We start from the raw sequence: 12,680 nt of genomic DNA on the forward strand, positions 1-12,680 counted from the left end.
CTCACCCGGCCGTGCCGCCGACGCGCCGTAACAGCAGGTCCTGCAGATGGGTCAGCGGGGCCTGCGCCGTGCCGCCCCGGCGGGTCCAGGAGCCGTCCCCGGCCAGATCGAAGGCCTCCACGTCCGGGCTGAACGCGGCCGTGAGCACCTCGTCCAGCTCGGCCCGGGCCACCGGATCGCTCACCCGCACCAGCGCCTCCACCCGGCGGTCCAGGTTGCGGTGCATCAGGTCGGCCGATCCCATCCAGAACTCGGTCGCCCCGGCGTTGCCGAACCGGAAGACCCGGGAGTGCTCCAGGAACCGGCCGAGGATCGAGCGGACCCGGATGTTCTCCGACAGCCCCGGCACCCCCGGGCGCAGCGTGCACATGCCCCGGATCAGCAGGTCCACGTGGACCCCGGCCCGGGAGGCCCGGTAGAGGGCGTCGGTGACCTCCTCGTCGACCAACGAGTTCACCTTGAACTGCACCAGCCCCGGCTTGCCGAGCCGGACGTGGCTGATCTCCCGCTCGATCCGCTCGATCAGCCCACGCCGGATGCCCTGTGGAGCCACCAGCAGCCGCCGGAACCCGGTCTGCCGGCTGTAGCCGGTCAGCACGTTGAACAGGTCGGTCAGGTCGGCGCCGATCTCCGGGTCGGCGGTGAGCATGCCGAAGTCCTCGTACAGCCGGGCGGTCTTCGGGTGGTAGTTGCCGGTGCCGATGTGGCAGTACCGGCGGATCTGGTTGCCCTCCTGGCGTACCACCAGGGCGGTCTTGCAGTGCGTCTTCAGGCCCACCAGGCCGTACACCACGTGGCAGCCGGCGCGTTCCAGGGTGCGCGCCCAGCCGATGTTGGCGACCTCGTCGAACCGGGCCTTCAGCTCCACCAGCACCACCACCTGCTTGCCGGCGGCGGCCGCGTCGACCAGCGCGTCGACGATCGGCGAGTCCCCGCTGGTGCGGTAGAGGGTCTGCTTGATGGCCAGCACGTCCGGGTCCGCCGCCGCCTGCTCGATGAAGCGCTGCACGCTGGTCGCGAAGGAGTGGTACGGGTGGTGCACCAGCACGTCCCCGTCCCGCAGGGTGGCGAAGACGCTGCGCGGCACCTCGCCCTCGGCGAGCCGGGGGTGGGTGGCCGGCACGAAGGGTGGGTCCTTCAGGTCGGGGCGGTCGGCTTCGCCGTACAGCTGCCACAGCGCGGACAGGTCGAGCAGGCCGCGCACCCGCAGCACGTCGTGGCCGTCCATGTCCAGCTCGCGGACGAGCAGATCCAGCATGTGTTCGGAGATCGAGGCGGCCACCTCCAGTCGTACCGGCGGGCCGAACCGGCGGCGGGCCAGCTCCCGCTCCAGGGCCTGGAGCAGGTCCTCGTCGCGGTCCTCATCGACCTCCACCTCCGTGTTGCGGGTGACCCGGAACAGGTGGCACTCGACCACCTGCATGCCGGAGAAGAGCTGCCCCAGGTGCACCGAGATCAGCTCCTCGACCGGGATCACCCGCAGGCCCGGGGCATCCCGGTCGACCCGGACGAACCGGGGCACGTTGTTCGGCACCTTGACCCGGGCGAACAGCTCCGCACCGCCGTGCGGGTCCCGCACGGCCACGGCCAGGTTCAACGACCGCCCGGAGATGTACGGGAACGGGTGCGCCGGGTCGACCGCGAGCGGGGTGAGCACCGGGAAGATGTGCTCACGGAAGTAGGTGCGCAGCCGCTCCCGCTCGAGGGCTTCCAGGTCCGTCCAGCGCAGGATGCGGATGCCCTCGGCGGCGAGCTTCGGCAGCACGTCGTCGACGGAGCAGGCGGCGTGCCGGCCGACCAGGTCGGCGGTCCGCCCGGCGACGAGCTCCAACTGGGTGCGCAGCGGCAGCCGGTCTCCGCCGCGCACCGGCAGCCCCGCCGACAGGCGCCGCTTCAGCCCCGCCACCCGGACCATGTAGAACTCGTCGAGGTTGCCGGCGAAGATGGCCAGGAACTTGGCCCGCTCCAGCAGCGGGGTCCGTGGGTCCTCGGCCAGGGCCAGCACTCGGGCGTTGAAGTCGAGCCAGGAGAGCTCCCGGTTGAGGAAACGGTCCTCGGGCAGTGGCTCCGGTGGCACCGGCTCGTCGTCAGCGTCGGTGGCGGGCCGGTCCGGGGGGACGTCGAGCACCTCCTCCAGCCCGGTGGAGGCAGCCGCCGTGGCGGGGCCGGCCGCCATCGGCTCGTCCTCGGCGGTCTCCCGGGGGCGGAAGCGGCCGTCGACACCGCGCCGGGCGGGCGTCGGGGCACCGGGTGTCGGCCCGGTGGCGGGACGGTCGTCGGCGGGTCGTCGGTCGGTGGGCTGGCCGGTGGGGTGTTCGCGAGGGGTACTCACCCGCTCATAATCACCCGAGGACGGTGAACGCAAAATGAACTTCGGCAGGCAGCTACGGCATCGTCGGCAACGTCACTCGGACGATCTCCCCGGCCGCGTCGGTGTCGATCCGGACCCGCTGCCCGAGCCGGAGCAGCCGCAGGCCGGAGGCGTCGAAGGCCCGGGCCGGGAAGGCCAGCTCGGTGCCGTCGTCGAGGAGCAGCACGCCGCTGCGCGTCGCCGCGTCGTAGGTGGCCACCGTGCCCTGCATGCCAGCACCGTACACCGCCGGTCGAGGGCGGGCGGGTCGGCGCGGACGGGCGGCCGACCGGTCGACGGAGGCCAGGGCTGCGGTGCGCGGCCCGAGCCCGAGCCGGGTGGCGGCGGCCAGGTCGGCGGCCGTGTCGACGTCCCGGCGCAGGGTCGGCCAGTCGCCGGTCAGCGGCAGCGCGCCACCGGCCAGGTGCGCCGCCGCCGAGCCGACCCCGAAGCAGGGGGCCAGCGGCACGCCGGGCGGCGCGGCGAGCAGCACGGTGCCGGTCCCCGGGGCGTCGGCCACGAACCGGCGTACCCCCGCCGGCCCGGCGGCGGCTGCGTCCAGCGCGGCGGCCAACTCGGCCGGGCGCAGCGCCGGCAGATCCGCGGTGAGCCCGGCCACCCACGCCCCGCCGCCGGCGGTCGCGACCTCGGCCCCGTGCCGGAAGGCGGCGTTCAGGCCGGCGTCCGGCGCGTCATTGACGACCCGCGCGCCCGCCGCGCCGGCCGCCGCCGCCACCCTCGGGTCGTCGGTGACCACCAGCACGCCGGCGACCGCCGGGCACGCCCGCACCGCGGCGACCGTGTCGGCCGCCAGCGCCAGCGCCAGCTCCTCGTGGGGTACGGCGAGCAGCGCCCCGCGCAGCCGGCTCTTCGCCGTGCCGAGGCGCTTCACCGGTACCACCACCGTCCAGGTCCACTGCCGCACGGCGCAATCCTGCCAGTCGGACGGCGGTACCCTCACTGGCCGTACCCGGGTCGAGCAGGCATGATTTCGCTGCGGGCGGTTGCGGCGCGGGGTCGGGGCTACGAGGAGGCAGGGTGACACGGCGCAGGCTGGGATTCTGGCAACGCTTCGCCGTGCTGCTGGTGAAGCCCGTGATCACGCTCTGGACCCGGCGCACTTGGCGGGGCGTGGAACACCTGCGCGGCGATGACGGGATCATCATCGTGCCGAACCATCTCTCGCATGCCGACCCGCTGGTCTGCGCGCACTTCGTCTACGACGCGGGGCGTTGGCCGCAGTTCCTCGGCAAGGCCAGTGTCTTCCGGGTGCCGGGGGTGGGCTGGATCCTGCACCGGTGCAAGCAGATCCCGGTGGAGCGTGGCAGCGTGGACGCGGTCAAGTCGCTGGACGCCCTGGTCGCCGGCCTCTCCGAGGGAGGCGCGATGGTGATCTATCCGGAGGGGACCATCACCCGTGAGCCGGAGCTGTGGCCGATGAAGGGCAAGACCGGGGTCGCCCGGCTGGCGCTGGCCACCGGCGCCCCGGTGATCCCCGTCGCCATGTGGGGCCCGGAGAAGATCTTCGACCCGCGGACCAACCGGCTCAGCCTGCGGCCCGGCATCCCGGTGACCGTGGTCGCCGGGCCCCCGATCGACCTGAGCCGGTGGGCCGGCTCGACGCCCACCAGGGCCACCCTGGAAGAGATGACCGAGGCCATCATGCTGTGCCTGCGCGACCAACTCGCCAAGATTCGCGGCGGGACGCCGCCACCGCTGTGGGAGCGGCCACCCCGCCCCATCGTCGACCGTCCCCGCCGGAACCAGGGGGGCGTGGCGTGACCGGCCACGTGGCCGTGCTGGGCGCCGGGTCGTGGGGGACGGCGTTCGCCAAGATCCTCGCCGACGCCGGCCGGGACGTGACGATCTGGGCTCGGCGGCAGCCGGTGGCCGAGGAGATCCGGCTGCGCCGACGCAATCCGGAGTACCTGCCGGACCTGCGGCTGCCGGCGCGGGTCACCGGCACCGGCGACGCCGCCGAGGCGATCACCGGCGCGGAGATCGTGGTGCTGGCTGTGCCGTCGCAGACGCTGCGCGGCAATCTGGCCGAGTGGGCCGGCCACCTGCACCCGGACTCGACCCTGGTGTCCCTAATGAAGGGCATCGAGCTGGGCACCACCAAGCGGATGAGCGAGGTGATCGTGGAGACCGCCGGGGTCACCCCGGACCGGGTGGTGGTGGTCTCCGGCCCGAACCTCGCCCCCGAGATCGCCGCCGAGCAGCCCGCCGCCACCGTGGTCGCCGGCACCGACGACCGCCGGGCCCAGCTCGTCCAGTCGTCGATCCGGACGCCGTACTTCCGGCCGTACACCAACGACGACGTGATCGGCTGCGAGCTGGGCGGGGCCGTGAAGAACGTGATCGCCCTCGCGTACGGGATCGCCACCGCGATGGGCTTCGGCGACAACACCCGGGCGATGCTGATGACCCGGGGGCTGGCCGAGACCGCCCGCCTCGGGGTGGCGCTCGGCGCGGACCCGATCACCTTCGCAGGCCTGGCCGGGATGGGTGACCTGGTGGCGTCCTGTTCGTCGCCGCTGGCCCGCAACCGGACCTTCGGCGAGCACCTGGGCCGGGGTGAGACCCTGGAGCAGGCTCAGGCGGCCACCCGGCAGACCGCCGAGGGCGTGAAGAGCTGCCTGGCCATCCGGGACCTGGCCCGCTCGCACGGGGTGGAGATGCCGATCACCGAGCAGATCGAACGGATCTGCCACGAGGGGATGGACCCGCGGCTCGCCGTGGACGTGCTGATGAGCCGCACCGCCAAGCCCGAGTCGTACGAGTGAGGTTGGCATGACCGCACCGACCAGCGACGGCGACGGCACCCGGTGTGTCCGGGCCGGGCTGCCCGAGCCCGCGCCGGGGGATCCGTTCCTGCCCGGCCCGGTCTTCGCAGCGCCGTACCACCTCGACCCGCGGCAGGGGCCGGCGGCCAGCCCGAACGGCTACGGCCGGCCGGACAACCCCACCCGGCGGCTGTTGGAGGCGGCGATCGGCGAGCTGGAGGGCGGTGACGTCCGGGTCTTCGCCAGTGGGCAGGCGGCGATCACCGGCCTGCTGCTGGCGCTGCTGCGCCCCGGGGACACCGTGTTGCTCCCCGCCGACGGGTACTTCCCGGTGCGGGCCTTCGCCACCGACACCCTCGCCGGGATCGGTGTGCGGGTGCTCTTCGCGCCGACCGCCGGGCCGTACCCGTCGTTCGAGGGGGTGCGGCTGGTGCTGCTGGAGACCCCGGCGAACCCCGGCCTGGACGTCGCCGACATCGCCGCGCTGGCCCGGGACGCGCATGCCGCCGGCACCCTCGTCGTGGTGGACAACACCACCGCCACCCCGCTCGGCCAGCGCCCACTGGACCTCGGCGCGGACCTGGTGGTGGCCTCCGGCACCAAGGCACTGACCGGGCACTCCGACCTGCTGCTCGGCTACGTGGCCACCCGCGCGCCGGAGCTGTTGGAGCCGGTGTCCGCCTGGCGCACGACCACCGGCGCGGTGCCCGGGGCGTTCGATGCGTGGCTGGCGCACCGCTCGTTGGCCACCCTCGACCTGCGGCTGGCCCGGCAGTCCGCCAACGCTGCGGCGCTGGCCCGGTTGCTCGCCGACCGGCCCGACGTGACCGGCGTGCGCTGGCCGGGCCTGCCCGGCGACCCCGCGTACCCGGTGGCGTCGGCGCAACTGCGTCGGGTGCCCGGGGTGCTGGCGTTCGACCTGGGCAGCGCCGAGCGGGTCGCCCGGTTCCTCCTCGCCTCCCGGCTGGTGGCCGCAGCCACCTCGTTCGGCGGCCTGCACACCACGGCGGACCGCCGGGCCCAGTGGGGCGACGACACCGCCCCTGGCTTCGTCCGGCTCTCCTGCGGGGTGGAGGACACCGCCGATCTGGTCGGCGACATCGCCGCTGCCCTTGACGCCCTCGACACCTGACCGGCGCTCCGCCCCGGGCCGTGTCGCCGCGACGGTAGGCCGACCAGGGAGCGCCGACGAGCGCCAGGAGGCTCTCCCATGACGTCCACCGAGTTCCACCCCGACCGCCCCGCCCTCGTGTCCCGACTGCGCGCCGCCGGCTGCGTCTTCGCCGAGGAGGAGGCGGAACTGCTCGTCGCCGCCGCCGACTCGGCCGAGCGGCTCGCCGACCTGGTCGAGCGACGGGTCGCTGGCCTGCCGCTGGAGCACCTGCTCGGCTGGGCCGAGTTCTGCGGGCTGCGGGTCGCCGTCGACCCCGGCGTGTTCGTGCCGCGGGCGCGTACCGCGCTGCTGGTCTCGGCCGCTGCGGCGGTCACCCGGCCCGGGGCGGCGGTGCTCGACCTGTGCTGCGGGTCCGGGGCCGCCGCGCTGGTGCTCGCCGAGCGGCTCGCCCCCCGCTGGCTGGCCGCCGCAGACCTGGACCCGGCCGCCGTGGCCTGCGCCCGGCGCAACCTCGCCCACCTCGGTGTGCCGGTCTACCAGGGAGATTTGTTCGAGCCGGTTCCGGTCGAACGGCGGGGCCGGCTCGACCTGGTCGTGGCCAACGCCCCGTACGTGCCGACGGACGCGGTGGCGCTGATGCCCCCCGAGGCGCGGCTGCACGAGGCGGCGGTGGCGCTCGACGGGGGTGCGGACGGGCTCGTCGTGCTGGGGCGGGTGGCCCGGGCGGCGGCGCACTGGCTCGCCCCGGGCGGGCACCTGGCCGTGGAGGTCGGCGTCGGCCAGGTCGACGCGTTCCGCACGACGCTGACCGATCTCGGCCTGGTGCCCTCCGTGGTGCACGACGAGGACCTCGACGCCACGGCAATGATCGCCCGCCGTCCTGGCTGACCGGCCGCTGCCGCGGCCCCCGATCGCTGGCGGAAGTGCGGGAACGGGAGGTGGCCCACCCGCCGCGACCGGTGGTGCGAACCGGGCGGCGTGTGGGCCACGATGGGGGCCGGTCGGGTTCCGGCCGTGGTGTCGCGCCGACCGGTCGGGGCGGGACCCCCCGGCCGGCCGGCGCGACGGTCAGCGGCGGGGCGGGGCAGCGGCGAACGCGGCCCAGGCTGCCGGCGGGAAGATCAGCGCCGGCCCGGCCGTGTCCTTGGAGTCGCGCACCGCGATGGCGTCGGGCACGACCGCCATCTCCACGCAGGCGCCTTCGTCGCCGCTGCGGCTGCTCTTGCGCCACCGCGCGGCGGCCAGCGCCGCCCTCGTCGTCGGGGTCATGGTTCCTACCGTCCCTTCAGGACTCGGTGGAGCTGTTCCCGGCTGGCCGCGGGGCTGAGCGCGACCGTCCGCAGATGCTCCATGATCTTGGTGCAGGTACGCAGGTCACCGGGTCGGTCCAGGACCATCTGCCCGGCGACCGTCTCCACCGACGCGATGATCGGATCCTCCGGGTCGGGGAACTCCAGGATGTGCAGCGAGCCGCGGGTGCCCCGGTGGTACCCGGCGGAGAGTGGAATCACCTGAACGGTGATGTTGGGCAGTTCGGCCATCTTGAGCAGGTGGCGCAGTTGCTCCTCCATCACGCTCTGGCCGCCGACCGGGCGCAGCAGCGCGCCCTCGTCGATGATCGTGTCGAGGATCGGCGGCTCCTCGTCGGTGAGCCGTTGCTGGCGGTCCAGTCGCAGGTGGACCCGTTGTTCCACCTGCTCGTCACTGAGGGTGTGCGGGCCGCCCCGCATCACCGCCCGGATGTAGTCGGCCGTCTGCAGCAGGCCGGGCACCACCGACGGCTCGAAGTTGGCGATGCCGGTCGCCTCCGCCTCCAGGGCGATGAAGTCGATGGTCCGCCGGTCGAGCAGGTACGAGTAGGACACCCACCAGCCCGGCTGGCGGGCATCCTTGGCCAGCTGAACGGCCGCGGTCAGCTCGTCGGGGCCCACCCCGTAGAGGGTGAGCAGGGCGCGCACCGTGGCCGGCCTGATCAGGGTCTGGGCGTTCTCGTAGCGGGACAGAGTGCTCCGGGTGCTGTTGATCTCGTCGGCAGCGGCCTCGAGGGTGAGGCCGGCCGCTTCCCGGTGGGTACGCAGCGCGATGCCGAGCCGTCGGGCCCGGGCGGTCTTCGGAGCCATGCGTTGATGGTGACACACATGCGCGGGAAGTTGTACATGAGAGAACGCCGATGAGAGTTGCATTCACGCTTGTCCACATGTCAATCTGTGACCAGTTCCTCATCGCCGGTTGTCGTGGCGACGGCGGTGATGAGTGACCGGAGGGGATGGGGCGCGTGGCGATCGGGTTTTCTCCCCCGTACCCGATCGCCGCGTGCCGCCTCCCGGAACGCACCGGAAGGGACTCGCATGACGGTGATCGCCTGCTGGCCCCGGGTGTCGCGATGCCGCTGGTGCACGCATCCCGTGCTCCGCGACAACGACGACGCGTGGATCCACGCGAGCCTGGCCTACGTCTGCCGGGACTCCTCCGGCGGCCTGGCGGCAACCACGGCGGAGCCCGAGGTGGTGGTCGTCCGATCGGCCACGGCGGAGCCCGAGGTGCCGTCCGCCCGATCGGAGCGGGAGCCTGGAGGGCGGCGATGACCCGGTTCCTGGTGGTCCTCACCGACGTCCGACCCGTCAACGGGGTCGGCCGGGACGAGCGGCGGGCGCCGGAGCGACGCCGTCAGGTGGTGGGCGCGAGCAGCCGTGACGCCGCCGACCGGATAGCCGGCGCGTTCATGGCCCTGGGCATGGTCCGGGCCGGGCGCCAGCGGGTGAAGGTGATCGCCGTGGGCCGCCGCTACGGCGTCTGACCACCCGGCGGTGCGGGGTGCTGGTGAGTCCGCCCAGTCGCCCTGCGCCCCCACCCACCACCCCCACCCCCACCCCCACCGATCTTGCACTTCCGGCCCCGCCTCCCCCCGGACTTCGCCGATCTTGCACTTCCGGCCCCGACTACAGCCGCAAAAGCCTCACTGTGGAGGCCGGAAGTGCAAGATCGCGGGCGCGGGGCGGGTGTGGGGGCGGGGGTGGGGGGTGGGGGTACCCAGCGCCGGGGCCCAGGGTTGGCACCTGGCGCCGCCCTCCCGGATGGTCGTGCCCGGCGGTCGGTGGGGGGCTTCTGTCACCGGGCGTCGTTGTGTGTCCGGGCTGGCATGATTACGTAGCGTATTTGCGGTATTGACCGGTTGCGGTGTATCGACGCTCTCCCCGGGTATCGGTCTTGGTGTCCCGCCACGCACAGTAAGGTCAACCGGGTGAGCACCACGAGCCTCGCAGTCGCGAACGAAAGGGTGACCGAGTGACCACCCCAGGCAAGACCCGTGTGGCCCTCGTCTTCGGCGGCCGGAGCCCCGAGCACGGCATCTCCTGCGTCAGCGCGGGCAGTGTGCTGGGCGCGCTCGACCCGGACGAGTTCGAGGTGGTCCCCGTGGGCATCACCCGGGCCGGTAAGTGGGTGCTGACCAGCGGTGACCCGGGGGAGTTGGCGATCAGCGCCCGGCGGCTGCCGGAGATCACCGCCGAGGCCGGCGTCGACATCGTGCTGCGTGCCGATCCCACGGGCAACGGGCTGATGGTGCTCGACCCGGCCGAGGGGCCCCGGGTGCTCGCCGACGTCGACGTGGTCTTCCCGGTGCTGCACGGCGCGTACGGTGAGGACGGCACCATCCAGGGCATGTTGGAGATGGCCGGCGTTCCCTACGTCGGGGCGAACGTCTTCGCCTCCGCCGCCGCGATGGACAAGGAGTTCACCAAGAAGCTCTGCGCCGTCGAGGGCATTCCCGTCGGCCCGTACGTGGTGCTGCGCAACGGCGTCACCCTCTCCGAGAAGGACAAGGAGCGGCTCGGCCTGCCGGTCTTCGTCAAGCCTTCCCGGGCCGGTTCGTCGTTCGGCATCACCAAGGTCGACGCCTGGGCCGACCTGGAGGCCGCCGTCGCCACGGCCCGCGAGATCGACCCGAAGGTGCTGGTCGAGGCGGCGATCGTCGGCCGGGAGATCGAGTGCGGCGTGCTGGAGGGCGAGGCGGGGGGCACGGCCGAGGCGTCCCTGCTGGCCGAGGTGCGTGCCGGTGGCGACCACGACTGGTACGACTTCGAGGCGAAGTACCTCTCCGAGCCCGCGTACGACCTGCCGGCGCCCCTGCCCGATCACGTCGCCCGGCAGGTCCAGGAGTACGCGGTCCGGGCGTTCGCCGCCCTGGACTGCGCCGGGCTGGCCCGGGTCGACTTCTTCGTCACCCCCGAGCTCGACATCTACCTCAACGAGATCAACACCATGCCGGGGTTCACCCCCACGTCGATGTTCCCGCTGATGTGGGCCGCCTCCGGGCTGGAGTACCCGAAGCTGATCAACCGCCTGATCCGCACCGCCCAGCGGCGCGGCGTCGGCCTGCACTGAGGAGTCCCGGGCACTGCGGGCGTGGTGTCGGGCGGGCCCGGGGCGGTCAGCCCGTGCAGCCGGCCGGGGCGGTGCCGCCGGAGGGCACCGAGGCGATCACCACGTCGGAGATCGGGCTCACCCACTGGAGGGCGGACCCGTGCGGGTGGGGGACCGTGACCCGCACGGCGGTCTCCCGGTCCAGGGTGGTGAGCACCGTGGCGTCCGGCCCCTCGGCTGCGTACCAGCAGACCTTGTTGACGATCCAGATGTCGTCGGTCTGGCCCGGGGTCGGCTCGGCGCCGCCGCAGGCGATGGTGAGTGCCGGGTCGCCGTACGCGGCGTTCTGTTCGGGGCCGGCGGTGACCGGCCGCTGGTTCAGGTCCCGCACGGCCGACGGGAGCTGCGACGTCAGGGCGCGGCACACCGTCGCCGGCCGCGTGGCCAGTTGCGGGGCGGTCATCTCGACCGGCGCGGTGGACTGCGGCCGGGCGCCGGGCGCCGACGGGCTCGGCTCGGCCGCCGGGGTGTCCGGGGAGAACCTGGCGAACGTGAAGCCGGCCACCGCCACGGTGACCGGCACCGCGATCAGCGTGGCCAGCAGCGCCGCGCTCCGGTTGACCCGGTCCCGGCGGGGCCGGGCCTGCTCGTCGGTCTGTTCGGCACCGACCTGCTCGTTGGTCCGCTCGGCGGGGGAAGTGATCTCGTCCACTTACAGGCGCACCACCGAACACGTGAGGGTGCGGGTGATGCCGGGCACCATCTGCACGTTGCTGACGATGAGTTTGCCGAGTTCGTCGACCGTGTTCGCCTCGGTGAGCACGACCACATCGTACGGCCCGGTGACGGCGTCGACCCGGACCACGCCGGGAAGGTCCGTGATCAGGTCGGCCACGTCACGCGCCCGGCCGACCTCGGTCTGGATGAGGATGTACGCCTGTACCACGACTCGACCTCCGTCCGTCGCCGCCCGTGGGCGGCCCGAAGGGTGAAACTACCTTACGGACCAGGTCTTTTCCCTATCGGTGGTCAAGGAGAAGCGGTGAGCGAGCGCTACGGGCGCGACGTCAGGTGGAACGCGGCCCGGTCCCGGGCCGGAGCCGGGCACGGGCATGACGGAGGACGGGCATGAGCGTGTCGGGGATCGGCGAGTTCGGGTTGATCGACCGGGTGACCGCCCGGCTGCCCCAGGGGGCGACCTGCCTGCTCGGGCCCGGCGACGACGCGGCCGTGCTGGTCGCCCCGGACGGCCGGGTCGCCGCGTCGACCGACGTGCTGGTCGAGGGGCGGCACTTCCGGCGTGACTGGTCGAGCGCCCGCGACGTGGGGCACCGGGCGGCGGCGGCCAACCTGGCCGACATCGCGGCGATGGGGGCCACCCCGACCGCCCTGCTGGTGGCGCTCTGCATGCCGGCGGACCTGGACCCCACCTGGGCGGAGGAACTGGCCGACGGGCTCGCCACCGAGGCCGCCACGGTCGGGGCGAGCGTGGTCGGCGGCGACATGTCCGCCAGTCCGACGCTGACCATCGCGGTCACCGCCCTCGGCGACCTGGGTGGCCGTGCCCCGGTGGTCCGCTCGGGCGCCCGAGCGGGGGACGTCGTGGCGGTGGCGGGTCGCAGCGGGCACGCCGCCGCCGGGTACACCGTGCTGTCCCGGGGCTTTCGCACCCCGAAGGTGTTGGTCGAGGCGTACCGGCGACCCGAGGTGCTGTACCCGGCCGGGCCGCACGCCGCCCGGCTCGGCGCCACCGCCATGATCGACATCTCGGACGGGCTGCTGGCCGACCTCGGGCACGTCGCGAAGGCCAGCGGGGTCGGCATCGACGTGCGCCGGGACGCCTTCGAGGTGCCCCGGCAGATGCGCGATGCCGCGCAGGCGCTGGGGGTCGACCCGTACACGTGGATCCTCACCGGTGGCGACGATCACGCGCTGGCCGCGAGCTTCCCCCCGGCGGTGGCGCTGCCCGCCCCGTGGCGGCCGGTCGGCCGGGTGGTCGAGGGCGCCGGGGTGACCGTCGACGGCGCACCGTACGAGGGCCCGGCTGGCTGGGACCACTTCCGGTAGG

The 12,680-nt window shown here is 73.7% G+C and carries 14 protein-coding genes; 8 read left to right on the forward strand and 6 right to left on the reverse strand.

Annotation, left to right across the window (positions count from 1 at the left end; genetic code table 11):
* Position 1: 1 nt before the first annotated feature.
* Positions 2-2,176 carry an RNA degradosome polyphosphate kinase gene (locus SNR22_RS04480; protein WP_320065354.1) on the reverse strand — a complete coding sequence of 725 codons (2,175 nt, stop codon included), beginning with the start codon at positions 2,174-2,176 and terminating at the stop codon, positions 2-4.
* Positions 2,177-2,384: 208 nt separating this feature from the next.
* Positions 2,385-3,275 (reverse strand): 2-phospho-L-lactate guanylyltransferase, encoded by an 891-nt coding sequence (cofC, locus tag SNR22_RS04490; RefSeq protein WP_413775589.1) that lies wholly within the window; start codon positions 3,273-3,275, stop codon positions 2,385-2,387.
* Between the two features lie 113 nt (positions 3,276-3,388).
* On the opposite strand from cofC, the gene SNR22_RS04495 reads away from it, so the two are divergent.
* The 4 genes from SNR22_RS04495 (at position 3,389) to SNR22_RS04510 (ending at position 7,138) form a co-directional block, all read left to right on the forward strand.
* Positions 3,389-4,132 carry a lysophospholipid acyltransferase family protein gene (locus tag SNR22_RS04495; RefSeq protein ID WP_320065156.1) on the forward strand — a complete coding sequence of 248 codons (744 nt, stop codon included), beginning with the start codon at positions 3,389-3,391 and terminating at the stop codon, positions 4,130-4,132.
* Positions 4,129-5,136 (forward strand): NAD(P)H-dependent glycerol-3-phosphate dehydrogenase, encoded by a 1,008-nt coding sequence (locus SNR22_RS04500; RefSeq protein WP_320065157.1) that lies wholly within the window; start codon positions 4,129-4,131, stop codon positions 5,134-5,136. The genes SNR22_RS04495 and SNR22_RS04500 overlap by 4 nt, the downstream gene beginning before the upstream one ends.
* Positions 5,137-5,143: 7 nt before the next feature.
* On the forward strand, positions 5,144-6,268 hold the full coding sequence (locus SNR22_RS04505; RefSeq protein ID WP_320065158.1) for a cystathionine gamma-lyase: 1,125 nt from the start codon (positions 5,144-5,146) through the stop codon (positions 6,266-6,268).
* Between the two features lie 78 nt (positions 6,269-6,346).
* A complete protein-coding gene (locus SNR22_RS04510) occupies positions 6,347-7,138 on the forward strand; it encodes a putative protein N(5)-glutamine methyltransferase (protein WP_320065159.1) in 792 nt (263 codons plus the stop codon).
* A gap of 180 nt (positions 7,139-7,318) precedes the next feature.
* On the opposite strand, the gene SNR22_RS04515 is transcribed toward SNR22_RS04510, so the two are convergent.
* A complete protein-coding gene (locus SNR22_RS04515) occupies positions 7,319-7,519 on the reverse strand; it encodes a DUF397 domain-containing protein (RefSeq protein ID WP_320065160.1) in 201 nt (66 codons plus the stop codon).
* Positions 7,520-7,524: 5 nt separating this feature from the next.
* Complete coding sequence (locus SNR22_RS04520; protein WP_320065161.1) at positions 7,525-8,370, reverse strand: helix-turn-helix transcriptional regulator; 846 nt, start codon at positions 8,368-8,370, stop codon at positions 7,525-7,527.
* Positions 8,371-8,598: 228 nt separating this feature from the next.
* On the opposite strand from SNR22_RS04520, the gene SNR22_RS04525 reads away from it, so the two are divergent.
* The 3 genes from SNR22_RS04525 (at position 8,599) to SNR22_RS04535 (ending at position 10,633) form a co-directional block, all read left to right on the forward strand.
* Positions 8,599-8,835, forward strand: coding sequence for a hypothetical protein (locus tag SNR22_RS04525; protein ID WP_320065162.1), 237 nt, complete (start codon positions 8,599-8,601; stop codon positions 8,833-8,835).
* Positions 8,832-9,047 (forward strand): hypothetical protein, encoded by a 216-nt coding sequence (locus tag SNR22_RS04530; RefSeq protein ID WP_320065163.1) that lies wholly within the window; start codon positions 8,832-8,834, stop codon positions 9,045-9,047. Before SNR22_RS04525 ends, SNR22_RS04530 begins: the two co-directional genes overlap by 4 nt.
* Before the next feature lie 488 nt (positions 9,048-9,535).
* A complete protein-coding gene (locus SNR22_RS04535) occupies positions 9,536-10,633 on the forward strand; it encodes a D-alanine--D-alanine ligase family protein (RefSeq protein WP_320065164.1) in 1,098 nt (365 codons plus the stop codon).
* A gap of 46 nt (positions 10,634-10,679) precedes the next feature.
* Here SNR22_RS04535 and SNR22_RS04540 read toward each other — a convergent pair whose 3' ends face one another.
* On the reverse strand, positions 10,680-11,324 hold the full coding sequence (locus SNR22_RS04540; protein WP_413775590.1) for a DUF3515 family protein: 645 nt from the start codon (positions 11,322-11,324) through the stop codon (positions 10,680-10,682).
* Positions 11,325-11,558: an Lrp/AsnC ligand binding domain-containing protein gene (locus tag SNR22_RS04545; protein ID WP_320065165.1), complete on the reverse strand. Its 234-nt coding sequence runs from the start codon at positions 11,556-11,558 to the stop codon at positions 11,325-11,327.
* Between the two features lie 182 nt (positions 11,559-11,740).
* Between SNR22_RS04545 and SNR22_RS04550 the strand changes: the two genes are divergently transcribed.
* Entirely contained in the window at positions 11,741-12,679 is a 939-nt protein-coding gene (locus SNR22_RS04550) for a thiamine-phosphate kinase (protein WP_320065166.1), read from the forward strand.
* The last annotated feature ends 1 nt before the right edge of the window (position 12,680 follow it).

This window comes from Micromonospora sp. RTGN7 (assembly GCF_033804645.1).
GTDB lineage: Bacteria > Actinomycetota > Actinomycetes > Mycobacteriales > Micromonosporaceae > Micromonospora.